The organism is Clostridium chauvoei (assembly GCF_002327185.1).
In the GTDB taxonomy this organism is placed as follows: Bacteria; Bacillota; Clostridia; order Clostridiales; family Clostridiaceae; genus Clostridium; species Clostridium chauvoei.
The window spans coordinates 1466126-1491218 of record NZ_CP018624.1 but is presented as its reverse complement, the minus strand read 5'-3'; the positions used below and the strand labels follow the sequence as shown (position 1 = coordinate 1491218).

The window sequence follows — 25093 nt, the reverse complement described above, 5'->3', positions numbered from 1 at the left end:
TAAGAGGTTATGAAGTATAATATAAATATAAGTATATATATTTATGGGAGATAGGCTTATGGATATAAAGAAAAGCTTAAAAAAGAATATGCATTATGGAAAAGCTTTTAGAGAAAAGATGGATATTGTATTTGAAGATCTAAGAGCTGATTTTGATGTAGCTACACTATATAAATCAAAAGAAAGAATAGAAAAACTAAAGGCTATTAATTTTGATGTAACAAAAGATATTGAAACTATAGCAAATAAAGCAATTATAACTAATGGATTAATATCAGGTTCAAGGGGAACAGGAAAATCTCATTTAATGTTATTAGCTAGGGAGACTATAAATTCAAATAAAAAAAGCTTTTGTGTATATATAAGCTTAAAAGAACATAATATTATTGAAAATTTAAATATATCTGCTGAAAGATATTATTTATGGGTAATTTTAAGAGAACTTAAGAAACAATTAGATACTTTATTTATTAATGATGAAGAAAATAAACTAAGTAGGATTTTAGATTATTTTAATTTAACAAAGAAAAGTAAAATAAGTGAATTTCAAAAAAAGTATCTAGAAGTTGAAGATATAATAAAAGAAGGGGATAGGGAATTCTTATCTTTAATAGGTAGAATTAAAGTAACAGAAGGGGAAGAAGATAGCTTAAATTCAGAAATAGAAGGAAAGCTAGATAAGGGACTTTTAGGCATTAAAAAGGCGTTAAAAGCCTCTAGTAAAGCTACAAGGGAATCTATAGATGATAGAGAGTTGTATAGCTTAATAGATATAAATATTATAAAAAATTATATAATAGAGTTTAAGGAGCTTTTAGAGCTAGAATCTATAGTATTTTTCTATGATGAATGGAGTTCTATATCCGAGGATAATATATTAATTTTATCTAATATAATAAAAGCTTTAAGTATATCACCTATATTTCATTGGATAGCTTATGTTAAGTCAAGAGGAACTTTAGGAGTTCTTGAGCAAACTACAGATATGCCTACATGTAAGGATTTAGATCTAAAGTATATCTATGAAGAGGATAGGTATTTATGTGTAAGCTATTTTAGAGGTTTAGCCAATAAAAGGATAGAAAGTATATTTGGAAAAACAAAATTTAATATAGATTCATTAGTTACAAATGATAATTTAGATAGAATAATAAAAGCTTCTATGGGAAATACGAGAGATTTTGGGATAATACTAAACTATGCCTTTGATTTTTATAAAGAAGATTTTTTTGCAGGAAAAGAATTTGAAAGGCTACATTTGACAAGACATATTGCAAAGGCGATAAAAAAACTTGGGGTAGAGAAGGAAAATAATTTGCAAGCTTCTAAATCTAAATATACAAGTAAGTTATGGATAGAAGTTCAGAAATATGTTTCAAGTACAAATTGTACACACTTTTCTATTGAAGATAGCGTAGAAAATTCAAATTTTATTAATGATATAGAATTTAATGAGCTTATATACTATAGGCTTATTCATTTAAGAAAAGCAAATGTTCAAGGAAAAGAAGTAGGAAAACCTAAGCTTAATATATATTGCTGTGATGTTACCTCTATGTATTCAGAGATTTTTGATGCTAAAAACCCATCTAAAAAAATAGAACTTGTTTTGAATCAAGAAGTAATAAATAATAAGGTGAGAAGATATATTTTTAGAATATCAGATATAATGAATAGCTATAGAGTTGAAGAGGGAAAACAGATAATATGTAAATGTGGAAAAATAATTACTGAAGATATGACTTATGCTCTAGAAAAGGGGATTTGTATTTATTGTGGAAATCCTTTAGGGTGTGCATAAGTTTAAAATAACAACATATAGGAGGAAATTTGATGATTACAAAAAAACAATTAAAAGAGGATATAATAACTTATGATATAATAACTTATACTGATGAGAATGGTGAAAAAGTAGAGTATGTAGAAGTTACATTAGTAGACAGAGTTATAGATGTTTATATGGATATAAGAGAAGTAAATATAGGTCTTATAGCTAATAAAATAATAGAAGATAATTTATATGAAGAATAAATTTAAAATACACCTCATGTTAAGGTGTATTTTATTTTGAAGAAATTTATTAAGATTTTAAATCATTTCTTGGATAGTAATTCTTAAAGGCATCTTCATAATCTTCAGGTTTATTAAAATTCTGCACTTCACTTACGTAAGTACCTTTTTCATCTGATACTAATTCGTGAGTTACAGTTTTATTCTTTTTATTCATAATAAAACACCTCCTTTAATATCATTTTTCCCCCAATAAATTTTCATATACTAAAAAAGTCATTTGAGAAATTAATCTCAAATGACTTTTAAAAATTACATTTTCTTATGGAATGTTCTATTTATAACGTCTAATTGTTGTTCTCTAGTTAACTTAATGAAGTTTACAGCATAACCTGAAACTCTTATAGTTAATTGAGGATATAATTCTGGACGTTCCATAGCATCTAATAAAGTTTCTCTATCAAATACATTTACATTTAAGTGATGAGCATTATTTCCAAAGTATCCATCCATAAGAGCGCTTAAGTTTGTAATTCTATCTTCAGCAGTCTTACCTAGAGCATCTGGAATAATTGAGAATGTATTTGAAATACCATCTTGTGATTCTTCATATGGTAATTTAGCAACTGAGTTTAGTGATGCAAGTGAACCACTATTATCTCTTCCATGCATTGGGTTAGCTCCTGGAGCAAATGGTTCTCCAGCTTTTCTTCCATCAGGAGTAGTTCCTGTCTTCTTACCATAAACAACATTTGATGTTATTGTTAATACTGATTGAGTGTGGTATGCATTTCTATAAGTCTTGTTCTTTCTGATCTTCTTCATCATGTTTTCAACTAAGAATATAGCGATATCATCAACTCTATCATCATCGTTACCGTACTTTGGATAATCTCCTTCAACTTCAAAGTCGATAGCAATTCCTTCTTCATTTCTTATAGGCTTAACTTTAGCATATTTAATTGCTGAAAGTGAGTCTGCACATACAGAAAGTCCAGCGATACCACATGCCATTGTTCTAAATACATCTCTATCATGTAAAGCCATTTGTAAGCTTTCATATGAGTATTTATCGTGCATATAGTGAATTACGTTTAATGTATTTACATAAAGATTAGCTAACCAATCTGTCATTACTTCGAATTTATCCATAACTTCTTCATAGCTTAAGTATTCACTAGTTATAGGAGCAAGCTTAGGTCCTACTTGAACACCTGATTTTTCATCTTTACCACCGTTTATAGTGTAAAGTAATGTTTTAGCTAAGTTAACTCTAGCTCCGAAGAATTGCATTTGCTTACCAACTCTCATAGCAGATACACAGCAAGCTATAGCATAGTCATCTCCCCAATAAGGTTTCATTAAATCATCATTTTCATATTGAACTGAGCTTGTATCAATTGAAACCTTAGAACAGAAATCCTTAAATCCTTGAGGTAATTTAGTTGACCATAAAACTGTTAGATTAGGTTCTGGTGAAGGTCCTAAAGTATAAAGAGTGTTTAGTATTCTAAATGAGTTTTTAGTAACTAAAGCTCTACCATCTAATCCCATACCAGCAATTGATTCAGTTACCCAAGTTGGATCTCCTGAGAATAAATCATTGTATTCTGGAGTTCTTAAGAACTTAACAAGTCTTAATTTCATTACAAAATGGTCTACTAATTCTTGAGCTTCTATTTCAGTTATAGCACCAGATTGTAAATCTCTTTCTATATATATATCTAAGAATGTTGAAGTTCTACCAAGAGACATTGCAGCACCATTTTGTTGTTTTATTGATCCAAGGTATGCAAAGTATAACCATTGTACAGCTTCTTTAGCATTAGTTGCAGGATTTGATATATCAAGTCCATAAGTAGCAGCTAATCCTTTTAATTCTTTTAAAGCAACAATTTGATCTGAGATTTCTTCTCTTAATCTTATAATGTCTTCATCTATGCAGTTTACTTCTAAACTTTTCTTTTGAGCCATTTTATCTTCAATTAATCTATCTATACCATATAGAGCAACTCTTCTATAGTCACCTATAATTCTTCCTCTACCATAAGCATCTGGAAGACCAGTTACTATACCATATTTTCTAGCAATTTTCATTTCATCAGTGTAAGCATCGAATACACCTTGGTTATGAGTTTTTCTATATTTAGAGAAGATTGTAGATATAGATGGGTCAACTTCATATCCATATGATTTAGCAGCATTTTCTGCCATTCTAATTCCACCTTGAGGCATAACAGCTCTCTTAAGTGGAGCATCAGTTTGAACACCAACTATTTTTTCTAAAGCTTTATCTATATATCCTGGAGCATATTCGTTTATTCCTGATACAGTTTTTGTATCAACATCTAATACGCCACCATTTTCTCTTTCTTGTTTAAATAATTCGCTTACTTCATCCCATAACTTAGTAGTAGCTTCAGTAGCACCTTCTAAGAAAGTAGAATCTCCTTCGTATGGTTTGTAGTTGTTTTGAATAAAGTCTCTTACGTCTATATTTTTTGTCCAATTTCCACCGTTAAAGTGCATCCATTCATTTCTCATTATATCAACCTCTTAAAAAAATATTTTATAACAAAACAGTTATTAATTAATAATTATTATCATGTTAAAAATATAACATTATTTTAAAAAGAATGCAATAGCAATTTTGAAAAATTAATAAAAAATAGCAAAAATAATATTAAATATTGAAAGTAAGTGAAAATTTATCTAGTATTACATTTATTTACTATAGACATACAAGGGTATTTTTATGTTAAAATTGGCATAATATTATTTTAATAAAAAAGAATTATATATTAAAAAGGAGATTTCTATGAAAGTGATGACCTTTAATTTAAGGACTGACTTTATTTTAGATATAAATAATAGATGGAAAAATAGACGATATATAGTTTATGAAGTTATAAATAAATATCAATGTGACATAATAGGTGTTCAAGAATTAACTGAAAAAATGCTTAAGGATATAAGTAAAAATATAGAGAATTATAATATAGTGGGAAGACCAAGAGCTCAAAAATTATTTGTAGAGAGAAATGATTTATTAGTATCTAAAAAGCATCAGATATTAGAACATAACACTTTTTGGTTATCAAATAAACCAGAAGAAGTCGGGACTTCAGTATGGTATTCAATGTATCCACGTATATGTACAACAGCTGCTATAAAGTTAAATAATAATAAAATTATAAGAGTATACAACACTCATTTAGATTGTTTACTTCCTAAAGCAAGAGAATATGGATTAAAAAAAATAGGGGAGTATATAGAAAAGCAATATGATAAGGATGGATTTCCTGTTATTTTAATGGGAGATTTTAATGCAAATCCTAATAGTGATTTAATTAAAAAATTTTTAAAAGGTGACTATACTTCAAAGAAGTTAACAGCTGTTCAAGAATTTAAAAAGGATATATATGGAGTATCTACAATGAGTAAATTCAAAGGAAATAAAAAGGGATATCATATAGATTATATATTTACATCTGAAGAATTTAATGTAAAAGATACTAGTATAGTAGAGTATAACAAAGAGGGTAAATATCCTTCGGATCATTACCCTCTTATAGCAGAACTACAGATTTAATTTTTTAAATTTAAGATAACTAATAAAAAACACAACTATTGCTGTGTTTTTTATTAGTTTAGAATGTATTTTCAAATATATTTGCAATAGGGCCTAAAATACTTCCTTCATCCTTAGAAGAACCTCCAGTTACAGGAGCAGCAGCAAATACTTTTGATGCTAATCTGCTAAATGGTAGGCTTTGAATCCATACTTCTCCAGGGCCTGATAAAGTAGCAAAGAATAACCCTTCACCACCAAAAAGAGTATTTTTAATTCCACCAACAAATTGTATGTCATAATTAATGTCTTTAGTCATAGCAACAAGACATCCAGTATCGATTTTTAATTTTTGACCAGGAGATAAAGTTTTCTTTACAATAGTTCCTCCTGCATGAATAAAAGCAAGCCCATCTCCTTCAAGCTTTTGAAGAATAAAGCCTTCACCCCCAAAAAAGCCAGTTCCTAGCTTTCTTTTAAAATCAATTCCAATATTAACACCTTTAGCAGCACAAAGAAACGCATCCTTTTGACAAATTATTTTTCCACTATAAGATGATAAGTCTATAGGAATTATTTTTCCAGGATAAGGAGAAGCGAAAGCTACTTTTTCTTTAAAAGCTCCTGTATTAGTAAAAGCAGTTAAGAATAAACTTTCACCAGTTAAAACTCTTTTAGCAGCAGAGCCTAATTTCCCTAGTATACCGCTATTTTTAGAATTTCCATCTCCAAAGATAGTTTCCATTGAAATATCATTATCCATCATCATCATTGCACCTGCTTCAGCAATGACAGTTTCTTTAGGATCAAGTTCAATTTCTACAAATTGCATATCATCGCCGAAAAGCTCAAAGTCTATTTCATGTGAATTCATAAATAAATCCCTCCTTATATTAATAGTATATACATTATTTTAATGTTAATAAAGTAATAATAGTAATATTTTAACGATAAATTTACTAAAATATATACCTATATTAAATATTTATTGAAAACTGAGTAAATTTAAGGAAAATAGAGAAAAAATGAATATCATTATCAACAAGTAGAAGCATCGGTGATTCTTGGGATTGAAAATTAATATCAATTAGATTATTATGATATAGAAGTCTGGGGGGAGGGAAAATATGTTAGCAAAGGTATTGAAAATTTATTTTAAATATGGAAATTTTTCAAGTAGATTTGTTGCAGATAAATTAGGGATTAGTGAAATTATAGTAGATGAATATAAAAAACAATTAATAAGAATGGGATATTTAAAAAAACAAGATGAATGTAGTCTTGAGGCCTGTAAAACTTGTAGTTGTGGTTGTGTAGGTAAAAAGTTAAATCCAATAGTGAATTGGAATATAACTGATAAAGGTTATAAAATTATAGAAAAATGTTAAAGAAAGGGGTAGTTAAATGAGTACTTTAGAAAAGGTAAAAATAGGAGAAGAAGTAACGGCTAAGAGAATTGCAAAAGAAAGCACGGTTAGAAGAAGACTTCTTGATATGGGAATTACACCAGGGGTAACAATTAAGGTTACAGGAAAAGCGCCTATGGGAGATCCAATAGAAATTTTGGTTAGAGGATATAAATTAACCTTAAGAAAAAATGAAGCCAGTGCTATATTCGTTGAATAATAAGCTAGGAGGTAAAGATGATTCCAATAAAGTTTGTTAAAGAGGGAGAATCAGTAAAAATTATTAAATTAGCATTATCAGAAGAATTTGCTAAAAGAATGAGAGAAATTGGCTTGGTATCAGGAAATAAAGTAACAGTTGTAAAAAATGATGGCAAATGCATTATTATTTCAATTGGAGAAAGTAGATTTGCACTAGATAATAGTTTAGCAGGTAAAATAATGGTTAGAGAATAATTATTGATAATGATAATTAATTTAGAAGTAGGGGGATAAAATGAAGACTATTGCATTAGCAGGAAATCCAAACTGCGGTAAAACAAGTATATTTAATATTTTAACTAAAACAAGGCAGCATGTAGGAAACTGGCCAGGAGTAACAGTTGAAAAAAAAGAGGGGACTTTAAAATATAATAAAAAAGAATATAAGGTGGTAGATTTACCAGGAACTTATAGTTTAGGTGCATATTCAGAGGATGAAATAATTGCAAGAAACTACATAATTAATGAAAAGCCAGATGTAGTAATTAACGTAGTAGATGCTACAAATTTAGAAAGAAATCTTTATATGACTTTACAGCTTTTAGAAATGAATACAAAAGTAATTCTTGCTGTAAATATGATGGATGAAGCACAAAATAAAGGTATATCTATAGATATTAAAAAATTATCTAAGGAATTAGGAATAACAGTGATTCCAACAGTAGCTTTAAAAAGTGAAGGTATTAATGAGTTAATAGAAGCTGCTATAAGTGATAATATTAAAAGTACAAGCCAAGAAATAAATTATGGGGATGATCTTGAAAAGCATATATCTATTCTAGAGGAAGTTTTAAAAAATAATAAAAACACTTTAGGATATGAAGAAAGATGGTTGGCTATAAAATTATTAGAAAATGATAGCTATATAAAGAAGTTAATAAGTGAAGAGAATATAAATGGCTTTACTAAAATAGTTGATGAAACTGCCGCAACCATAGAAGATAAAATTGGCTTTGAAGCAGAAATAGCCATAGTAGATAAAAGATATGAAAAAATTACTGAAATAGTTAGTAGAACTATAGTTAAAAAATCAGAGAATACTACTACTTTAACAGATAAAATTGATAAAGTAATAACGAATAAATTCTTAGGATTACCTATTTTTGCTATAGTTATGCTAATCTTATACCAAATTACCTTTACTGTAGGAGCTGGAATTCAAGATTGGACAGATGTACTTATAGCTGATTTAGGGGAAAAGACAGTTGCTTTTTTAGAAACATCTGGCGCTCCAGATCTTTTACTTAGTTTTGTTGGAGATGCACTTTTTGCTGGAGTTGCCGCTGTTGTAGCATTTCTTCCGCTTATAATGGTAATGTATTTCTTAATAGGAGTACTTGAAGATAGTGGTTATATGGCAAGAGCAGCTTATGTTATGGATAGAGTTATGAGATCTATAGGACTTCATGGTAAAACATTCGTATCAATGCTTGTAAGTATAGGTTGTAACGTACCAGGTATTATGGCAACAAGAACTCTTGATAATAAAAAAGATAGAATGATAGCAATACTTATAAATCCATTTATATCCTGTGGAGCTAGATTACCAATATACGCAGTATTTATATCAGCATTCTTTGACAGTTATCAAGCCTTAATATTATTTGAATTATATGTAACAGGTTTAATAATTGCATTAATTGCAGGAAAGATATTTAGTAAAACAATATTTAAAGGTGATCCTTCACATTTTGTAATGGAATTACCTAGTTATAGAGTTCCTTCACTTAAAAATATTCTAATGCTTATGTGGGATAAAGCAGGAGCATTTATAAAAAGAGCAGGAGTTGTAATATTACCAGTAATGATAATTCTTTGGGTATTATCTACATTCCCATTAGGCTCAGAACAATATAGTGAAAATACATTATTAGGTATGATAGGAACTTCTATAGCACCATTGTTTAAATATGCAGGCTTTGGAACATGGCAAGCTTCAGTATCATTGATAACAGGTATTCTTGCAAAGGAAACTGTTGTTGGTACAATGGGCTTAATATATTCAGGAATATCTGAAGGGCCAGTATTAGTAAGCGCTGTACAAACAGTATTCACACCTCTTAGTGCCATGGCATTTATGGTAATGTCCCTTTTATATACACCTTGTTTAGTTGCCTTGGGAGCCATAAAAAGAGAAACAAACTCATGGAAGTGGACACTATTTACTGCAGTATATACTTTTTTAGTAGGCTTAGTAGCAGCTACTGTAGTCTATCAAATAGGTAGCTTATTAGGTTTCCAATAGTATAAAAAATGAGTCATAGAGTAATCTATGGCTTATTTTTATGTTTGAATTTATATTATTATATTAAACAATATGTTACTATATGTATAGTAATACCATGTAGTGGAAGAGTGTTAATGAGTAAAGAATTATTAAAAGGTATCATCAATATATTAATACTTTCAACCCTACCTATTAAAGATTCATATGGATACGAAATAGCAAAAACTATAAAAGAAAAAAGTAATAATGTTAATCATGCTAGTGATAGTATTAAAAAAAATTATTAGAAGAAAATAATATAGAAATATCAAATTATTCTGATATTTAGGAGGCTTGAAATATGAATGAAGAATTAATGGAAGTATCCTTTGGATTAATAGCAAATGCAGGGGAAGCAAAAGGTCTTGCTTTTGATGCAATAAGTAAAGCAAAAGAAGGAAATTTTGAAGGAGCTAAAAATTTAATTAAAAAATCTAGGGAAGAAATGCATAAGGCACATGAATTTCAAACAAAGCTTATAACAAAAGAAGCTTCAGGAGAAAAGGTGGAAATGAACGTATTATTAGTTCATGCACAAGATCATTTAATGAATGCTATGAATTTTCAACAATTAGCTGATGAGTTCATAAGTTTATATGAGAGAATAGAAAAAATAGAAAAGAATTTTAAATAAATTTCATTTATTGCAATGATATAACTAATACTGTATAATTAATGTAATTAAATATTGTAGATTTTAGGTTCTTGAAGGCGAAATCTTTTAAGATTAAAAGGGAAAGTGGTGAAAACCCACTACAGCCCCCGCTACTGTAAAAGCAGACAAATCTCTAAAATATCCACTGACTTTTAGTTGGGAAGGAGGAGAGGAGGATGAAGCTTAAGTCAGGAGACCTGCCTAAATTTCTGTGCTATCCTTCGGTGGGAAGATAATTAGCAAATAGACAATAATTAATTAGCCTTTAGACAGTCTTAATTTATGATACTAATGGTTTATTACTTATGTTTTTTGTTAGAAAATTTAAGCGTCCTCAAGAAGAGGGCGCTTTTTATATTTAAAAATTAAATTGGATAATTGAAAGGAATTTTATTTTATGAAAAAAGCAATATTAGTAGTAAGCTTTGGGACGAGTTATTTAGAAGTATTAGAAAAATCAATCCAAAAGGCGGAAAATCAAATAAAAGATCATTTTGATGGTTATGAAGTTTTTAGAGCATTTACAGCTCATAAAATTATAAAAAAACTAAAGATAAAAAATAATATATTTATAGATACTCCAGAGGAAGCTTTAGATAAATTATATAAAAGTGGATTTGAAGAGGTAATAATACAGCCACTACATATTATTCCAGGGGAAGAGTTTCAATATATTAAAAACGTTCAAGAAGCTTATATAAATAAATTTAAATCAATAAAGCTTGGAAGACCAATCTTCTATTATCAAGGAATAGAAGACTTACCTCAAGATTATTCAATATTTATAAATACTATAGAAGAAGTGTTTGAAAATAAGGAAGCAGTAGTAATGGTTGGACATGGAACAGCTCATTCAGCTAATGCAGTATATGGATGTCTTCAATCAGTGCTTCAAGATCATGGTTATGATAATGTTTTTGTTGGTACTGTAGAAGGATATCCAACCTTTGATATAGTACTAAACAGAATAAAAAAGAAAAATATTAAAGAAGTTACCTTAATGCCTCTTATGGTAGTTGCAGGAGATCATGCAATAAATGATATGGCATCTGATGAAGAGGATTCTTGGAAGTCTATGCTAGAGGCAGAGGGAATTAAGGTAAAGCTTCATATGAAAGGCTTAGGAGAATTAGAAAAGTTTAACAAGTTATATATAAAGAGAATTGAAGATATTATAGAAAACAGATATGTAGGTGCAGGCGAAACTAAAAAGGGGAAAGTAAATGAAAACAATAATAATTTCATCCAACTGTAGTGGTGGAGGTAAAACTACTTTTACCTTAGGTTTAATGAAAGCATTAAAAAATAGAAAATATAAAGTTCAAGGTTTTAAGACTGGTCCAGATTATATAGATACAGGATTCCATACTGAAATAACAGGACAAAGTTCTAGAAATTTAGATTTGCATCTTATGGGAGAAGACGGAGTTAAAGCAGGATTTTCAAGAGGAAAAGGCGATATAGCTGTAATAGAAGGGGCAATGGGGCTTTATGATGGAATGGGAATAACAGAAGAGGGCTCTACTTATAGCATATCAAAGACTTTAGATAATGCTCCAATATTATTAGTTATAACGCCCAAAGCTCAAAGTACAACTTTATGTGCAGAGCTTAATGGTATTAAAGACTTTAAAAAAGCAAATATTGTTGGAGTTGTATTAAATTCTATATCTGAGAGTTATTATAATCTTTTAAAGAAAAGTATAGAAGTGAATTGTAACTTAAAGGTTTTTGGGTATCTACCTAAAAATGATGATATGAAGTTATCTAGTAGACATTTAGGATTAGTTCAAAGTGTTGAAGTAAATAATTTAAATAGTAAAATAGAACTTTGTGCAAGTTTAATAGAAACCTATGTAAATTTAGATGAATTAATTAATGAGTTTAAAGAAATAAATAAGTATGAAGATAACTTTCATATTAAAAATAAAAATTTAAAGATAGCAGTAGCTTATGATGAAGCTTTTAGATTTTACTATAAGGAAAACTTGGAGTTATTAGAGGAAGCTGGAGAAGTAACTTATTTTAGTCCTTTAAAAGATAAAGAATTAGAAAAAGATATAGATTTTATATATTTAGGTGGAGGTTATCCAGAAGTTTTTAAAGATGCTTTAAGTAAAAATAAATCAATGATAAATAGTATAAAATCTGCCTTAGATAGAGGGGTTAAATGCTATGCAGAATGTGGTGGACTTATGTATTTAACAGAAAAAATAGATGGTGTACCTATGGTTGGTTTTTTAAGAGGCGAAAGTGAAATGACTTCTAGATTAAATAGATTTGGTTATGCAAGAGTAGAAACAAAAGGTCTTAAAATAAATTGTCATGAGTTTCATAAATCAAAAGTAAATTTAGAAGAAAAGACAGTTTATAAGGTTAAAAAAGATATGTATACAGGAGAAACTAAGACTTGGGAGTGCGGATATTATAAAAATAATACTTTAGCAGGTTATCCTCATATTCATTTCTTTTCTAACATGGAATTTTTAAAAGATTTATTGGAAAAGTAAGGTGGTGTAAATATGAGTTATATAAAAAATCCTATGGAAATAGAAAATACTAGCTTTGATATTATAGGTAGTGAAATGGGGGACCATAATTTTTCTAAGGATGAGTTAAAAATAGTTAAGAGAGTTATCCATACTACAGCAGATTTTGAATATATGGATTTATTAGATATAAGTAAGGATGCTATAGAACAAGCAAAAAAAATATTAAAGAAGAATCCTATTATATATACAGATACAAATATGGCTCTTTCAGGAATTAATAAAAGAGCTTTAGAAAAACTAAAGGGTAAAGCTATATGTTATGTAAATTTAGAGGAAGTTCATAAAGAAGCTAAAGAAAAAGAAATAACAAGATCAATGGCAGCTGTAGAAAAGGCATGTGAAGACAATGTAGACATTTTTGTGTTTGGAAATGCACCTACAGCATTATTTAAGCTTAAGGAGTTAATAAAGGAAAAAAAGGCAAACCCAAAGCTTATAGTAGCAGTACCAGTTGGATTTGTTGGGGCAAGTGAAAGTAAGGAAAACTTAGAAGAGCTTAATATTCCATATATAAGAGTTAAAGGAAGAAAGGGTGGAAGTACGGTAGCGGCTTCTATTATAAATGCACTTATGTATATGGTAGTTGAAAGGTAGTGATTAAATGACTGACCTTTATATAGAAAGTGGCTTTAAAAAACTAAGATGTGGCTATACTACAGGTTCCTGTGCAGTAGCTGCATCTAAAGCAGCTACTATTATGTTATATAGCAATGAAACTCTAGAATGTATAGAAATAGATACTCCAAAGGGGATTTCTTTAAATATAAAAATAAATTCTATAAAGAGAGAAAGAGACTCTGTAACAGTATCAGTTATAAAGGATGCTGGAGATGATTGTGATATTACAAATGGAATAGAAGTTTTTGTAAAGGCTGAAAAGTTAAAAGAGGGTTTTAAACTTATAGCTGGAGAAGGAATTGGTAAAGTAACTAAAGATGGTTTATTTGTAAAAAAAGGAGAACCAGCTATAAATCCAGTTCCAAGAGCAGAGATAGAAAGGGAAACATCCTTAGTATTACCAGATAATAAGGGGGTTAAAGTAACTATATCTATACCTAAAGGAGTTGAAATAGCTAAAAAAACCTTTAATCCTAGATTAGGAATAGAAGGTGGAATTTCCATTTTAGGAACTAGAGGAATAGTTTATCCAATGTCTGAAGATGCATTAAAGGACTCAATTAAACTTGAAATAAACCAAAAGGCTATTAATAGAGAAAAATTAGTTTTAACTTTTGGGAATATAGGTGAAAAGTGTGCTTTAGAACAAGGCTTTAAGGAAGAAGAGATAGTAATAATATCTAACTTTGTAGGCTTTGCTCTTGAGTGTTGTGTAAATGCAAAAATAAAAGAAGCTATATTAATTGGTCATATAGGAAAGATAAGTAAAATAGCTTATGGATGCTTTAATACTCATAGTAGAGTTTGTGATGTAAGGCTAGAAGTATTAGCTTTAGAGCTTACTTTACTAGGGGCAGAAAAATCTATAATAGAAGAAGTTCTTAAACAAAAAACTAGTGAAGGTGCAGTTAAATTTTTAGGTAAAGGGTATGAAGCTTTATATGAAAATATAGGTAAGAAGATAAAAACTAGAGCTGAGGGATATACTTATAATGAACTAGAAGTACAGCTTTTAATATATTATGGATTTTCAGATTATAACATTTTATACAATTCATTAGGAGATTAAAGATATGATTTATGTAGTTGGATTAGGGCCAGGAAATAAAGAATATATTATGCCTAAAGCAGTAACTATTTTGAAAAAAAGTAAAATAATATTAGGTTTTTCTAGAGCCATTGATTCTTTAAATTTCATAGAAAATAAAAAAATAAAAGTGAAAACTTTAAGAGAAATAATTGATTTTATAGAAATAAATAATAAAGAAGATATTTCTATTGTAGCTTCAGGAGATCCAACTTTTTATGGAATAAGTGAATATATAGGTAAGAATTATAAAGGGGATTTAAGTATAATTCCAGGGATAAGTTCCTTTCAATATTTAACTTGCAAAATTAATAAAAGTTGGAGTAATGCATATACAGGAAGCTTGCATGGAAGAGAAGAAGACTTCATAAAAAAAGTAAAAGAATATCCTTTGTCTATTTGGTTAACAGATAAGATAAATACGCCAAAGGTTTTATGTAAAAGACTTATAGAAAATAATATATCATCAAAGGTTATAGTAGGTGAGAATCTATCTTATGATGATGAAAGAATTTTTTATGATTTCCCAGCTTCTTTATTAGAGGAGGAGTTTGGAGATTTAATAATATTTATAGTTGAAAGGCTTTAAGAAAGGAGGGTATATATGATTTTAATTAAAGATGAGGAATTTATTAGAGGAAATTGCCCAATGACCAAGGAAGATATAAGAGCTTTAAGTATTTTTAAACTAGAGTTAAAAGATGATTCAAAAGTTTTAGATATAGGCTCAGGTACTGGAAGTATAACTGTACAAGCTTCTAAAATATCATATAATGGACAAATTTATTCAATAGAAAAAGATGAAGAAGCAATAGAAGTAACAAAGAAGAATATAGAAAAATTCAAATGTGAAAATATAGAATTATTTAAAGGTGAAGCTTTAGATATATTAGATACACTTAAAAAACAAAATAAAAAGTTTGACTCTATATTTATAGGTGGAAGCTCAGGAAGTTTAGAAAAAATAATTTTAGATTGCAATGAATTAATTAAAGATTGTGGGAATATAGTTATGAATTTTATAACTATAGATAATGCCTATAAAGCAATAGATCTTATGAGAAGTTTAAATTACAAAATAGATATATCGATGGTTAATATAAGTAAAAATAGAGGCGATAGCTATATGATGATAGCTAACAATCCTATTTATATAGTTAAGGCAATAAGGAGAGAAATTTAATGGCGGTATTATATGGAATAGGCGTAGGGCCAGGAGATAGTGAATTAATTACAGTAAAGGGAGTTAGGGCTATAGAAGCTTCAGATGTAATTGTAGCTCCAAGTGCTATAGATGGTGGAGAAAGTATAGCTTTAGAAACTGCAAAGGATTATATAAAAGAAGGAACAGAAATAATAATAAAACACTTTCCTATGGGAACTAAAGATAGGGTTTTAAAGGCAAAGGCAGCTTATGATTTAATAGAAGAAAAATTAAGAGAAGGAAAAAATGTTTCATTTTTAACTATAGGAGATCCTTATGTATATAGTACATATATTCATTTATTAAAACATATTGAAGAAAGAGGTTTTAAGGTAAAAACAATACCAGGTATAACTTCTTTTTGTGCAGCAGCTAGTATAGTTGATAGAACTTTAGTTGTAGGAAATAATCCTCTTATGGTTTTACCAGCAACAAGAGTTAGTGATATTAAAGATGAAAAATATGTTGTTATAATGAAGGTTTATAAACATGAGGAAGAAGTTATAAATGTTTTAGAAGAAAAAGGCTTTGATTATGTATATGTTAGTAAAGCTGGAAGAGAAGGTCAAAGAATATTAAAAGATAAAGAAGAAATAATAAATTCTAAAGAATATATGTCATTAATATTAGCAAGTAAAGAGTAGGTGAGAAAAAATGGTTTATTTTATAGGAGCTGGACCTGGGGATGTTGATTTAATAACTGTAAAGGGAAGAGACATCTTAAGTAAGGCAGATATAGTTATATATGCAGGTTCACTAGTTAGTAGTGAGCATTTAGATTTTTGCAAGGAGGATGTAGAAATCTTTAATTCAGCAAAAATGACCTTAGATGAGGTAATTGATGTAATAAAAGAAAATAAAGATAAGCTAATAGTTAGACTTCACACAGGAGATCCTTCAATTTATGGAGCTATAAAAGAACAAATGGATGAACTTTCTAAAGTAAATATAGATTATAAGGTTATACCAGGAGTTAGTTCATTTACAGCAGCAGCATCTGCTATTAATAGAGAGTTTACCCTTCCATCAATAACTCAAACAGTTATTTTAACTAGAGTAGAAGGGAGAACACCTGTACCAGAAACAGAAGATTTAGAAAAACTAGCATCTATTGGAGCATCTATGGCTATATTTTTATCAATATCAATGATAGATAAGGTTGTAGAAAAATTAAGAAATGGTTATGGAAGAAATGTTCCAATAGCTGTTGTAGAAAGAGCAACTTGGCAAGATGAGAGAGTACTTATTGGAACTTTAGATGATATAGGAGAAAAGGTTAAAGAAGCAGGAATAAAAAAATGCGCCCAAATACTAGTAGGAGACTTTATAGACTGCAAATATGAAAAGAGCCTTTTATATGATAAAGGGTTTACTCATATGTTTAGAGAGGCTAAGAAATAACTATGATAGGGATAATAAGTGTTACAGAAAAAGGAGATATCTTAGGAGAAAAAATAAGAGAAGCTTTAGGTGGAGATATTTATAAAAAATCTAAGATGCAAGATTTTCTTTTAGACAAAATAACTAAAGAATGTTTTGAAAAGTATGATTCACTAGTTTTTATAAGTTCAACAGGAATAGCAGTTAGAGCTATAGCTAACTACTTAAAAAGCAAGGATAAAGATCCAGCAGTTGTAGTGGTTGATGTATGTAATAAGTTTTCTATAAGCTTAGTATCTGGTCATCTAGGAGGCGCTAATAATTTAGCTAAAGAAATATCAAAGATATTAAATAATACCTTAGTTATAACTACAGCTACAGATAATTTAGAGCTTTTAGCACCAGATACTATAGCTATAGATAATAATCTTATAATAAAGGATTTAAAATTAGCTAAAATTATTGCAAGTAAACTTGTAAACAATGAAGAGGTTTATTTTAAAGATGATGACCAAAAAATAGAATGTCCCAAAGGATATAAGGAAGTAGAAACTTTAAAGGACAATACTCTATGGATTACAAATAAAGCAGAAAATAAAGAGAACATATTAAAACTTATAAGACAAGATATAATCCTTGGAGTAGGATGTAGAAAAAATACAGAGGAAAAGAAACTCTTAGATTTTGTAATAAATACATTAAAGGAAAATAATCTATCTGTAGATTCAGTTAAGTCTATAGCCTCAATAGATATCAAAAAAAATGAAAAGGCAATATTAAATTTAAGTAACACTTTAAATTCAGAAATAAAATTTTTTACTAAAGAAGAAATAGCTAAGGTTCAAGATAACTATGAAGGTAGTGACTTTGTAGAAGCAACAGTTGGCGTTAGATCTGTATGCGAGCCTGTTGTTGAACTTTTAGGAGGAAAAATAATAGTTAAGAAAATAAAAAATAATGGAATGACATTAGCTATTGGAAAGTTAATTTAAAGGAGAAAAAATTAATGGGTAAATTATATGTTATAGGTATAGGACCAGGAGGGTTAGATCATATTACTGTTAAGGCATTAAAGGCAATAGAAGAAAGTAATATTATAGTTGGTTACACAAAATATGTAGCAATGATTAAGCCTCTTATAGAAGGAAAAGAAATTTTCAAAACAGGAATGCGTGGGGAAGAAGAAAGATGTAGAGAAGCATTAAGGCTTTCAAAAGATAATACTGTTGCACTTATAAGTACTGGAGATTCAGGAATCTATGGAATGGCAGGACTTATATTAGAGCTTAAAAAAGATGAAAATATAGAAATAATACCAGGAATTACAGCTTCAAGTGCAGCAGGTTCAGTAGTTGGAGCACCACTTATGCATGATAATTGTAATATAAGTTTAAGTGATTTAATGACTCCTTATGAAGATATTAAAAAGAGAGTTAAATTAGCAGCAGAAGGGGACTTTGTAATTTCATTATATAATCCTAGAAGTAAGGGAAGACCACATTACTTAAAGGAATGTATAGAAATAATAAAAGAGTATAGAGATTTAAATACTCCAATAGCAGTTGTAAGAAATGCTCTAAGAGATGAGGAAAGCTACAATTTATTTAAACTTGGGGAGTTTGACGAAAATGTAGTTGATATGCTTTCAATAGTTATAATAGGAAATTCAAAAAGCTATATAAAAGATGGTAAGTTTGTTACTCCAAGAGGATATTCAATATGATAGCTTTTATTTTAGGTACTTCAGAAGGAAAGGAAATTCTATCTTTAATAAATAAGCATACAGATAAAATTTTAGTATCTACAGCTACAAAATATGGTGGAGAGCTTTTAAAAGAATTTAAAACACTTCATATTAATGATAAACCTTTAAAGGAAGATGAGTTTAAAGAAATCTTTAAAAAGTTTAATATAAAGGTTTTAGTAGATGCTTCTCATCCATATGCACAAGAGGTAAGTAGAACTTCTATTAAAGTATGTAAAGAACTAGGTATAGATTATATAAGATATGAAAGAAAAAGCTATTTTGATGATAAGTTAGAAAATAAAGATATAATTAAAATAGAAAAATATGAAGACTTAAAAGATATATTAAATAGCATTGATGGAAATGTTTTAAATACTACAGGAAGTAATAATGTAGAAAAAATTCTAAATTTAAAGCTTAAAAATAGAGTTATACATAGAATACTTCCATCAGTTAAAGTACTTCAAAAACTAATAGATATAGGGGTTAATGTAGAAGATATTATAGCCATTAAGGGTCCTTTTGGATATGAAATAAATAATGGAATTATTAAAGAATTTAAAATTAAGATTTTAATAACAAAAGATAGTGGAATAGAAGGGGGGATTAAAGAAAAGGTACAAGCTGCTATTGATAATAATCTTAAGATTATAGTTCTAAATAAACCAAAGATAAATTATGGACAAACCTTTAATGATGTCCATAAATTAGTTGATTTTATAGTGAAAAAATATAATTTAGGGGAGATATAAAATGAAAAAACTAGGATTTTTATTATTTACATTAATATTATCATTTTCTATTCCTTTCAATGCTTATGCAATGCATATAGCTGAAGGATACTTACCTTTAAACTGGTGTATATTCTATTTTGTATTAGCAGCACCATTTATAATTTTAAGCATTAGAGAGCTTAGAAAAATCATTAAAAGAAATAGTGATATAAAGATGCTTTTAGCTCTTATGGCAGCTTATGTATTTATGATGTCAGCATTAAAGCTTCCATCAGTAACAGGTAGTTCATCACATCCAACAGGAACAGGTCTTGGAGCAGTGGTTTTTGGACCAGTAGTTATGGTTATTATTTCAACAGTTGTATTATTATTTCAAGCACTTTTACTTGCTCATGGGGGTTTAACAACTTTAGGTGCTAACGTATTATCTATGGGGATTGTAGGGCCCTTTGTAGCTTATTTTATATACAAGATATTAAAAAAGAAAAATGAATCAGTAGCAGTATTTTCAGCTTGTGCTTTAGGAAACTTACTAACTTATGTAATTACATCAATTCAATTAGCTTTAGCTTTCCCATCAGCAGATGGAGGAGTAATTGTATCAGCAGTTAAATTCCTAGGTGTTTTTGCAGTAACTCAAGTTCCTTTAGCTATAGTTGAAGGTATAGTTTCAGTAGTTATTTATGACTTTATAAAAAACACTGCATAAAAGAACTTTCAGACTTAGAAGGAGGACTATTATAATGAAAAAGAAAAATTTAACTTTATTTATAATTTGTATTTTATTAATTGTAGGTCCTTTTATAATAAGTAAAAATGGAGAGTTTGCAGGAGCTGATGAACAAGCAGAAGGTTTAATAACGGAAATAAATTCAGATTATGAACCATGGTTTGAAAGTCTTTGGGAACCACCTTCAGGAGAAGTTGAAAGTTTTCTTTTCTCAATGCAAGCAGCAATAGGAGCAGGATTTATAGGATATTTTGTAGGAAAGAAAAAGCATGATACGGGAAATAAATCTGTATAGCTTAAATAGTAAATACTCATATATACATCCAATAGAAAAACTAATTTTAGTTTTAATATCATTAACAGTATGTAGTTATATAGAAAATCCATATATAATATTTTTAAATATAGTATTTTTTATAGTATTAAATTTAATAGCTAGAAATCCAATAAGAATAATTAATAAATTTTTAAGTATAGCAATTTTCTTTTCTATATTTACTACAATAAGTTTAATTTGGCAAGGAAATTCAATAAATTACATTATAATATTAATTTTAAGAGGTATAAATGGAGCGTTAAGCATAAGTTTTTTATCACTAACAACTCCTATAAATCACATAGTTTATATAATTGGAAAGTTTGAATATACAAGGGATGTAGCTGATATTATTAAATCTATGGAAAGATTTATAATAGTTCTAGAAGATGACTTTAAAATAACTTTTAATGCAATAAAAGCAAGAGGTGGATTTAGTGGGATTAAAAGTAGTATAAAGGATTTTGGAAAAGCTTTAGGAGTTTCCTTTAAAAATTTAATATTTAGATGGAGAGAAATAAATCTAGCATTAAAAAACAGATGTTATGTAGGTAAACACAATTATAGTTATAACTTTAAAATAAGTAAATTAAGATTAAGTTATTTACTTATTTATATAGTATTATTAGGGTTTATAAATATTTTATAGTGAAATTTCTATAATAAAATCACAATCTTAATTAGATTAAAACTTGAAGTAGAGCAAAGAAAAAATCTTTGCTCTATTTCAAGTTAAAGTTTTTTTGAAAATGTAACAAATGTTACAGAATAAATGTAAGTTTTTTAGTATAATTTGAATATAAAAAGAACAAAGGGATAAAATAATCCTAGCTAAACAGAAAGGATGATATAAATGAGTCTATTTTTAGGTAAAATTCATTATTGGTTATTTAATAAAATAATATGGTTTGAAGGTCTTGAGGAAGAAATAATAGATCTTGCAAAAAAGGAAGGATTAGAGGTAGCGAATTTATCAAAAGAAATCAAAGGGAGATATGGGGATAGACTACCTAATATACCTCTTGAAGATATGATAGATAAAAGTAATATTCATGGATGGTTACAAAGTAAAATTCATTCAGCAGAAGGCAGAATGGCTGCATGGACAACAGAACTTTTAAAAGATGAAAAGAATTTTTCTAAGCTGCAAAAAATATATATAACTCAAGGTATGAAGGCTGCAAAGGAAGCTATTAAAAAAGGTGTAGAAACAGGAACGGCTATAGATATATTTAATGATATGAATGATTATATATTAGATGGAATGCCTTGTGATAGAGTTCATCAAATAATTAAATCAGAAGAAGATGAAGTTAAATGGATAAGAAGAGTATGTGTACATAAAGATATTTGGGAAAAGGAAAATGGAGATGTTGAAAGATTTTACACTCTTAGGGCTTTATGGATTAAAGCTTTTGTAAGTGAATTAAATAGTGATTTTATATATGTAGAAAATGAAGATGGATCAATAGAAATAAAAAAGCATAAGAGAAATATAAAAACATCTAAATTTAAAACTGGCCCCTTATCTAGAAGATAGGGGCAGTTTATATTTAGATGTTTATTTTAATTTTAAATTATTCAGTTTTAAAGTTATCCATTTCGCTTTTAGTTTTACGAGTAAGTTCGTTTAATTCTTCTGAAGAATTACCAACTACTACTGCTGAAGCATTTAATTCTTCTGCTGAAGCAGCAATTTCTTCAGTAGTTGCTGAAATTTCCTCAGAAATAGCAGATAAATTATTTATCTTTTGAAGTATAGTATCTTTATTAGTATTTATAGAATTTAAATTTTCACTCATAAATGATATTTTAGGAATAATATCATTTATTGAAAGTAATATCTCATTGAAAGATTTAATAGTATTGTTAACCACTACATCTTGAGATTCTACATCCTTTTTCATATTTAAAGAATTAGAAACTAGGTCTTCGGTATTTACAATAATATTATTTACAACTGAATAAATATTTTCAGTAGATTGATTACTTAGTTCAGCTAATTTTCTAATTTCATCAGCCACAACAGAGAAACCTTTTCCAGCTTCACCAGCACGAGCAGCTTCAATAGCAGCATTTAATGCTAATAAGTTTGTTTGATCTGAGATATTTCTAATTAAATCAGTCATTTCATTTATTTTCTTTATTTCTAGTGTATTTGATTCTAATCTAGAATTGAAATTATTAAAATTAGAATTAAATTTTGAAAGGTTTTCAGTTAAATTCGAAAGTTCATCTGTGCTATTTTCTGCTTTCTTTTTAATAATATCATTCATTGATGTAATGATTAATACTTCTTTAGTAAGCTTTTCTAAACTTTCACTAAAATCACATAAGCTACTAGTTATATTTGTAAGATCCATAGCTTGAGTACTTGTACCATTAGCAACATCAGAAATAGCTTGTGATACTCCGGAAATAAGATTTATAAGTTCATTTGATATATTTTTTAAAACTTCTGATTTATTATCTATAGAGTTAGTAGTAGTTTTAATGCTATTAAAACTGTTAACTAGGCTTTCATTAGCTTTTATTAATGAAATACTCATAGTTTCAAGTTCTGTTTTACAATTTATAGAATTTATATCTATTGTATTAGTAAAATCACCATTAGCAAAGGAATTTAATGCAGTGTTAACCTTAACAATTGGATTAGAGATTTTATTTGCTATATAATTAATTAATAGAGTTAAAACTATTAAGCAAATAATAGAAATTAATGAAATTAAAATCTTTATTTTACTAAATTCTTTTAAGACTATATCATAAGAAACATATACAGCTAATGACCAATCAGTTCCTTTAATTGAAGTATAGGAAATATAATTTTTATGACCTTTATTAGAGTATGTGGATATTCCAGTTTCTTTAGCAATCATTTTTTTATGTATATCCTGAAGAGTATCAATATTACTTCCAGCTTTTGAAACTTCTAATGCATTTATTTGTTTTTCAACAATGCTTTTATCTTTCTCAGCTATAAAGGTTCCTTGATTATCTAATATATAAGCTCCACCATCACCCATAATATTAATATTTGAAATTATATCACATAATTCAAACCCATCTCTTATGGCTACTAAAACTCCTATTACTTGTCCATTTGAATTAGTAATTGGTGATGCCATTTCATATAAGAAATCACCACTAACTTTCCCAAAGTGAGGAGCACCTAAAGCTATATTTCCAGATAAGGCATTTTTAAAATATTCTCTCTCAAAAATATTTCCTTTTGTACCTGATGTGTATTCTATATTTCCAGTAGTATCAGCTATTCCAATATTTTTATATTTATTTATTTTCACAGCTTCTTTAAGAAAAGTTTTTTTGCTATTAAAGTCAGATTTTTCTTTTAATATTGGATTTGAAGCTAAAGCTAGAAGAGTATTGCTTCTTTCAGCTATAACGTCACTAACATCTATGCTAGCTAGCTTAGCAGAGGATATTAAAAATCCTTCAGTATTTTTTAATAATGAATTTTTTGCAAGAAAATAAGAAGAAAATCCAAGTAATAATATAATTAGTGCCATTAAAGGAACTAAAGTTGTTATCATTTTAGATTTTAATGTTATTTGCTTTTTCTTTTGTGTTTTTAGGTTTTTTAAAGTCATGTATAAATCTCCTTTATAAAAGTATGTCAAAATTAATAATCGACATTTAACGACAAAACTTTAATAAATTTATTATTTAGATGTTTCAGACTTTTCACTTTTCATTTCCCAGTAAATTAATAGAGCAAGAAAACCTCTAAGTAAACTTACAGCTGCAATAATCCAAAGCCCTCCTAAAAGATGTTATAAAATTAGTTTCCCAAAAAAACTTATAAAAATGTATGAGATTGTTTAAAATATAGACTTTAGGATTTAGAAGTTTTATTATTAGAATATAGAAAAAATAATTAAAAGGAAGAGGTAGTTTATGTTTAATACATTACAAAAAGTGGCTAGAGAATTAAATAAAAGTAATATAAGATGGGCAATAGGAGCCTCTATATTACTAAAAGAATATAAAATAATAAATAAAGTTAATGATATAGATATAATTGTAGATATTAAAGATGTAAAAAAATTAGATAGTATTTTAAAAAATATAGGAATAAGAAAAGAAGGAAATGAAAATCTAAATTATTCTACTAAGTATTTTTATGAATATGTAGTTGATGGAATAGATATAGATGTTATGGCTGATTTTACTATAAATCATGAAAATGGAAAATATATTGTTTTATTAGATGAAAAATCTATAACGTCATATAAAAGCTTAAATGGAGTAATAGTTCCTTTTATGTCATTAGAAGATTGGTATATAATTTATCAGCTTATAAAAGGAAGAGATAAAAAGGTTAGTTTAATAGAAAAATATTTAAAAGAGAATGGAATAAAGCATAGAGAATTAATAGAGAGAGCATTGGTAAAGGATTTACCGGGAAATATTAAAAGTAGATTAGAAAATATTATAAATTAATAAAAAATACATTAAAAAATATTTAGATTTATAGTAAAATAGTAGTTAGACTGATTAATTAGTAGAATTTTAATGTTAAGAAGGGGGTTTAT

Annotated in this window: 29 protein-coding genes and 1 riboswitch; of the genes, 25 read left to right on the top strand and 4 right to left on the bottom strand. The window is 28.0% G+C overall.

Annotated features, from left to right (window positions below):
- The first annotated feature begins 58 nt into the window (after positions 1-58).
- On the top strand, positions 59-1801 hold the full coding sequence (locus tag BTM21_RS07020) for a hypothetical protein (protein WP_079481283.1): 1743 nt from the start codon (positions 59-61) through the stop codon (positions 1799-1801).
- Between the two features lie 32 nt (positions 1802-1833).
- The gene (locus BTM21_RS07015) at positions 1834-2031 is read left to right on the top strand and encodes a hypothetical protein (protein WP_021875412.1); all 198 of its coding nucleotides are present in this window, start codon (positions 1834-1836) and stop codon (positions 2029-2031) included.
- Between the two features lie 49 nt (positions 2032-2080).
- Here BTM21_RS07015 and BTM21_RS13675 read toward each other — a convergent pair whose 3' ends face one another.
- Positions 2081-2227 carry a hypothetical protein gene (locus BTM21_RS13675; RefSeq protein WP_021875413.1) on the bottom strand — a complete coding sequence of 49 codons (147 nt, stop codon included), beginning with the start codon at positions 2225-2227 and terminating at the stop codon, positions 2081-2083.
- Between the two features lie 95 nt (positions 2228-2322).
- Positions 2323-4554 carry a formate C-acetyltransferase gene (gene pflB / locus BTM21_RS07010; protein ID WP_021875414.1) on the bottom strand — a complete coding sequence of 744 codons (2232 nt, stop codon included), beginning with the start codon at positions 4552-4554 and terminating at the stop codon, positions 2323-2325.
- Positions 4555-4828: 274 nt separating this feature from the next.
- On the opposite strand from pflB, the gene BTM21_RS07005 reads away from it, so the two are divergent.
- On the top strand, positions 4829-5602 hold the full coding sequence (locus BTM21_RS07005; RefSeq protein WP_079481284.1) for an endonuclease/exonuclease/phosphatase family protein: 774 nt from the start codon (positions 4829-4831) through the stop codon (positions 5600-5602).
- 58 nt (positions 5603-5660) lie between these two features.
- Here BTM21_RS07005 and BTM21_RS07000 read toward each other — a convergent pair whose 3' ends face one another.
- A complete protein-coding gene (locus BTM21_RS07000; RefSeq protein WP_021875416.1) occupies positions 5661-6455 on the bottom strand; it encodes a TIGR00266 family protein in 795 nt (264 codons plus the stop codon).
- A gap of 253 nt (positions 6456-6708) precedes the next feature.
- Between BTM21_RS07000 and BTM21_RS06995 the strand changes: the two genes are divergently transcribed.
- From BTM21_RS06995 to BTM21_RS06900, 21 genes are all read left to right on the top strand, one after another.
- Entirely contained in the window at positions 6709-6969 is a 261-nt protein-coding gene (locus BTM21_RS06995; protein WP_021875417.1) for a hypothetical protein, read from the top strand.
- Between the two features lie 16 nt (positions 6970-6985).
- Entirely contained in the window at positions 6986-7207 is a 222-nt protein-coding gene (locus tag BTM21_RS06990) for a FeoA family protein (protein ID WP_021875418.1), read from the top strand.
- Positions 7208-7224: 17 nt separating this feature from the next.
- Positions 7225-7443 carry a FeoA family protein gene (locus tag BTM21_RS06985; protein ID WP_021875419.1) on the top strand — a complete coding sequence of 73 codons (219 nt, stop codon included), beginning with the start codon at positions 7225-7227 and terminating at the stop codon, positions 7441-7443.
- A gap of 40 nt (positions 7444-7483) precedes the next feature.
- Positions 7484-9493, top strand: coding sequence for a ferrous iron transport protein B (gene feoB, locus BTM21_RS06980; protein WP_021875420.1), 2010 nt, complete (start codon positions 7484-7486; stop codon positions 9491-9493).
- A gap of 116 nt (positions 9494-9609) precedes the next feature.
- A complete protein-coding gene (locus BTM21_RS13670; RefSeq protein ID WP_131431612.1) occupies positions 9610-9762 on the top strand; it encodes a PadR family transcriptional regulator in 153 nt (50 codons plus the stop codon).
- 53 nt (positions 9763-9815) lie between these two features.
- Complete coding sequence (locus BTM21_RS06975; protein WP_021875422.1) at positions 9816-10148, top strand: PTS lactose/cellobiose transporter subunit IIA; 333 nt, start codon at positions 9816-9818, stop codon at positions 10146-10148.
- Between the two features lie 49 nt (positions 10149-10197).
- Positions 10198-10388, top strand: a riboswitch (cobalamin riboswitch).
- 178 nt (positions 10389-10566) lie between these two features.
- Complete coding sequence (locus BTM21_RS06970; protein ID WP_021875423.1) at positions 10567-11424, top strand: sirohydrochlorin cobaltochelatase; 858 nt, start codon at positions 10567-10569, stop codon at positions 11422-11424.
- On the top strand, positions 11393-12679 hold the full coding sequence (locus BTM21_RS06965; protein ID WP_079481285.1) for a cobyrinic acid a,c-diamide synthase CobB: 1287 nt from the start codon (positions 11393-11395) through the stop codon (positions 12677-12679). The genes BTM21_RS06970 and BTM21_RS06965 overlap by 32 nt, the downstream gene beginning before the upstream one ends.
- Positions 12680-12691: 12 nt before the next feature.
- Positions 12692-13315 carry a precorrin-8X methylmutase gene (locus BTM21_RS06960; RefSeq protein WP_021875425.1) on the top strand — a complete coding sequence of 208 codons (624 nt, stop codon included), beginning with the start codon at positions 12692-12694 and terminating at the stop codon, positions 13313-13315.
- Positions 13316-13322: 7 nt separating this feature from the next.
- Positions 13323-14408, top strand: a complete 1086-nt coding sequence (gene cbiD / locus BTM21_RS06955; protein WP_021875426.1) for a cobalt-precorrin-5B (C(1))-methyltransferase CbiD — start codon at positions 13323-13325, stop codon at positions 14406-14408.
- Between the two features lie 4 nt (positions 14409-14412).
- Entirely contained in the window at positions 14413-15015 is a 603-nt protein-coding gene (gene cbiE / locus BTM21_RS06950; RefSeq protein ID WP_021875427.1) for a precorrin-6y C5,15-methyltransferase (decarboxylating) subunit CbiE, read from the top strand.
- A 15-nt stretch (positions 15016-15030) separates the two neighbouring features.
- A complete protein-coding gene (gene cbiT / locus BTM21_RS06945; protein ID WP_021875428.1) occupies positions 15031-15609 on the top strand; it encodes a precorrin-6Y C5,15-methyltransferase (decarboxylating) subunit CbiT in 579 nt (192 codons plus the stop codon).
- The gene (locus tag BTM21_RS06940) at positions 15609-16274 is read left to right on the top strand and encodes a cobalt-factor II C(20)-methyltransferase (RefSeq protein ID WP_021875429.1); all 666 of its coding nucleotides are present in this window, start codon (positions 15609-15611) and stop codon (positions 16272-16274) included. Before cbiT ends, BTM21_RS06940 begins: the two co-directional genes overlap by 1 nt.
- Before the next feature lie 10 nt (positions 16275-16284).
- Positions 16285-17031, top strand: coding sequence for a precorrin-4 C(11)-methyltransferase (cobM, locus tag BTM21_RS06935; protein WP_021875430.1), 747 nt, complete (start codon positions 16285-16287; stop codon positions 17029-17031).
- Positions 17032-17033: 2 nt separating this feature from the next.
- Entirely contained in the window at positions 17034-18002 is a 969-nt protein-coding gene (gene cbiG, locus BTM21_RS06930; RefSeq protein WP_021875431.1) for a cobalt-precorrin 5A hydrolase, read from the top strand.
- 14 nt (positions 18003-18016) lie between these two features.
- Positions 18017-18733, top strand: coding sequence for a precorrin-3B C(17)-methyltransferase (gene cobJ / locus BTM21_RS06925; RefSeq protein ID WP_021875432.1), 717 nt, complete (start codon positions 18017-18019; stop codon positions 18731-18733).
- Positions 18730-19509: a cobalt-precorrin-6A reductase gene (locus BTM21_RS06920; RefSeq protein ID WP_079481286.1), complete on the top strand. Its 780-nt coding sequence runs from the start codon at positions 18730-18732 to the stop codon at positions 19507-19509. Before cobJ ends, BTM21_RS06920 begins: the two co-directional genes overlap by 4 nt.
- A 1-nt stretch (position 19510) precedes the next feature.
- Positions 19511-20200, top strand: a complete 690-nt coding sequence (locus BTM21_RS06915; RefSeq protein ID WP_096145386.1) for an energy-coupling factor ABC transporter permease — start codon at positions 19511-19513, stop codon at positions 20198-20200.
- Between the two features lie 34 nt (positions 20201-20234).
- Complete coding sequence (locus tag BTM21_RS06910; protein WP_021875434.1) at positions 20235-20516, top strand: energy-coupling factor ABC transporter substrate-binding protein; 282 nt, start codon at positions 20235-20237, stop codon at positions 20514-20516.
- Positions 20491-21186, top strand: a complete 696-nt coding sequence (locus BTM21_RS06905) for a CbiQ family ECF transporter T component (RefSeq protein ID WP_079481287.1) — start codon at positions 20491-20493, stop codon at positions 21184-21186. The genes BTM21_RS06910 and BTM21_RS06905 overlap by 26 nt, the downstream gene beginning before the upstream one ends.
- 204 nt (positions 21187-21390) lie before the next feature.
- Positions 21391-22077: a hypothetical protein gene (locus BTM21_RS06900; RefSeq protein WP_096145385.1), complete on the top strand. Its 687-nt coding sequence runs from the start codon at positions 21391-21393 to the stop codon at positions 22075-22077.
- 37 nt (positions 22078-22114) lie between these two features.
- Here BTM21_RS06900 and BTM21_RS06895 read toward each other — a convergent pair whose 3' ends face one another.
- Positions 22115-24148: a methyl-accepting chemotaxis protein gene (locus BTM21_RS06895; RefSeq protein ID WP_021875437.1), complete on the bottom strand. Its 2034-nt coding sequence runs from the start codon at positions 24146-24148 to the stop codon at positions 22115-22117.
- Between the two features lie 307 nt (positions 24149-24455).
- Here BTM21_RS06895 and BTM21_RS06890 point away from each other — a divergent pair, with 307 nt between their 5' ends.
- Positions 24456-25001 (top strand): nucleotidyltransferase family protein, encoded by a 546-nt coding sequence (locus tag BTM21_RS06890; RefSeq protein WP_021875438.1) that lies wholly within the window; start codon positions 24456-24458, stop codon positions 24999-25001.
- The last annotated feature ends 92 nt before the right edge of the window (positions 25002-25093 follow it).

Bases quoted from the DNA above. Each gene is read 5' to 3' on its own strand.
- cbiG (WP_021875431.1), top strand. From the start codon at position 17,034: ATGATAGGGATAATAAGTGTTACAGAAAAAGGAGATATCTTAGGAGAA.
- cobM (WP_021875430.1), top strand. From the start codon at position 16,285: ATGGTTTATTTTATAGGAGCTGGACCTGGGGATGTTGATTTAATAACT.
- BTM21_RS06960 (WP_021875425.1), top strand. From the start codon at position 12,692: ATGAGTTATATAAAAAATCCTATGGAAATAGAAAATACTAGCTTTGAT.
- BTM21_RS07015 (WP_021875412.1), top strand. From the start codon at position 1,834: ATGATTACAAAAAAACAATTAAAAGAGGATATAATAACTTATGATATA.
- feoB (WP_021875420.1), top strand. From the start codon at position 7,484: ATGAAGACTATTGCATTAGCAGGAAATCCAAACTGCGGTAAAACAAGT.
- cbiD (WP_021875426.1), top strand. From the start codon at position 13,323: ATGACTGACCTTTATATAGAAAGTGGCTTTAAAAAACTAAGATGTGGC.
- BTM21_RS06995 (WP_021875417.1), top strand. From the start codon at position 6,709: ATGTTAGCAAAGGTATTGAAAATTTATTTTAAATATGGAAATTTTTCA.
- BTM21_RS06895 (WP_021875437.1), bottom strand. From the start codon at position 24,148: ATGACTTTAAAAAACCTAAAAACACAAAAGAAAAAGCAAATAACATTA.
- BTM21_RS06975 (WP_021875422.1), top strand. From the start codon at position 9,816: ATGAATGAAGAATTAATGGAAGTATCCTTTGGATTAATAGCAAATGCA.
- BTM21_RS06965 (WP_079481285.1), top strand. From the start codon at position 11,393: ATGAAAACAATAATAATTTCATCCAACTGTAGTGGTGGAGGTAAAACT.
- BTM21_RS06990 (WP_021875418.1), top strand. From the start codon at position 6,986: ATGAGTACTTTAGAAAAGGTAAAAATAGGAGAAGAAGTAACGGCTAAG.
- BTM21_RS06985 (WP_021875419.1), top strand. From the start codon at position 7,225: ATGATTCCAATAAAGTTTGTTAAAGAGGGAGAATCAGTAAAAATTATT.
- BTM21_RS07005 (WP_079481284.1), top strand. From the start codon at position 4,829: ATGAAAGTGATGACCTTTAATTTAAGGACTGACTTTATTTTAGATATA.
- cobJ (WP_021875432.1), top strand. From the start codon at position 18,017: ATGGGTAAATTATATGTTATAGGTATAGGACCAGGAGGGTTAGATCAT.
- BTM21_RS06890 (WP_021875438.1), top strand. From the start codon at position 24,456: ATGTTTAATACATTACAAAAAGTGGCTAGAGAATTAAATAAAAGTAAT.
- BTM21_RS06900 (WP_096145385.1), top strand. From the start codon at position 21,391: ATGAGTCTATTTTTAGGTAAAATTCATTATTGGTTATTTAATAAAATA.
- cbiE (WP_021875427.1), top strand. From the start codon at position 14,413: ATGATTTATGTAGTTGGATTAGGGCCAGGAAATAAAGAATATATTATG.
- cbiT (WP_021875428.1), top strand. From the start codon at position 15,031: ATGATTTTAATTAAAGATGAGGAATTTATTAGAGGAAATTGCCCAATG.
- BTM21_RS06940 (WP_021875429.1), top strand. From the start codon at position 15,609: ATGGCGGTATTATATGGAATAGGCGTAGGGCCAGGAGATAGTGAATTA.
- BTM21_RS13675 (WP_021875413.1), bottom strand. From the start codon at position 2,227: ATGAATAAAAAGAATAAAACTGTAACTCACGAATTAGTATCAGATGAA.
- pflB (WP_021875414.1), bottom strand. From the start codon at position 4,554: ATGAGAAATGAATGGATGCACTTTAACGGTGGAAATTGGACAAAAAAT.
- BTM21_RS07000 (WP_021875416.1), bottom strand. From the start codon at position 6,455: ATGAATTCACATGAAATAGACTTTGAGCTTTTCGGCGATGATATGCAA.
- BTM21_RS06905 (WP_079481287.1), top strand. From the start codon at position 20,491: ATGATACGGGAAATAAATCTGTATAGCTTAAATAGTAAATACTCATAT.
- BTM21_RS06915 (WP_096145386.1), top strand. From the start codon at position 19,511: ATGAAAAAACTAGGATTTTTATTATTTACATTAATATTATCATTTTCT.
- BTM21_RS06970 (WP_021875423.1), top strand. From the start codon at position 10,567: ATGAAAAAAGCAATATTAGTAGTAAGCTTTGGGACGAGTTATTTAGAA.
- BTM21_RS13670 (WP_131431612.1), top strand. From the start codon at position 9,610: ATGAGTAAAGAATTATTAAAAGGTATCATCAATATATTAATACTTTCA.
- BTM21_RS06910 (WP_021875434.1), top strand. From the start codon at position 20,235: ATGAAAAAGAAAAATTTAACTTTATTTATAATTTGTATTTTATTAATT.
- BTM21_RS06920 (WP_079481286.1), top strand. From the start codon at position 18,730: ATGATAGCTTTTATTTTAGGTACTTCAGAAGGAAAGGAAATTCTATCT.
- BTM21_RS07020 (WP_079481283.1), top strand. From the start codon at position 59: ATGGATATAAAGAAAAGCTTAAAAAAGAATATGCATTATGGAAAAGCT.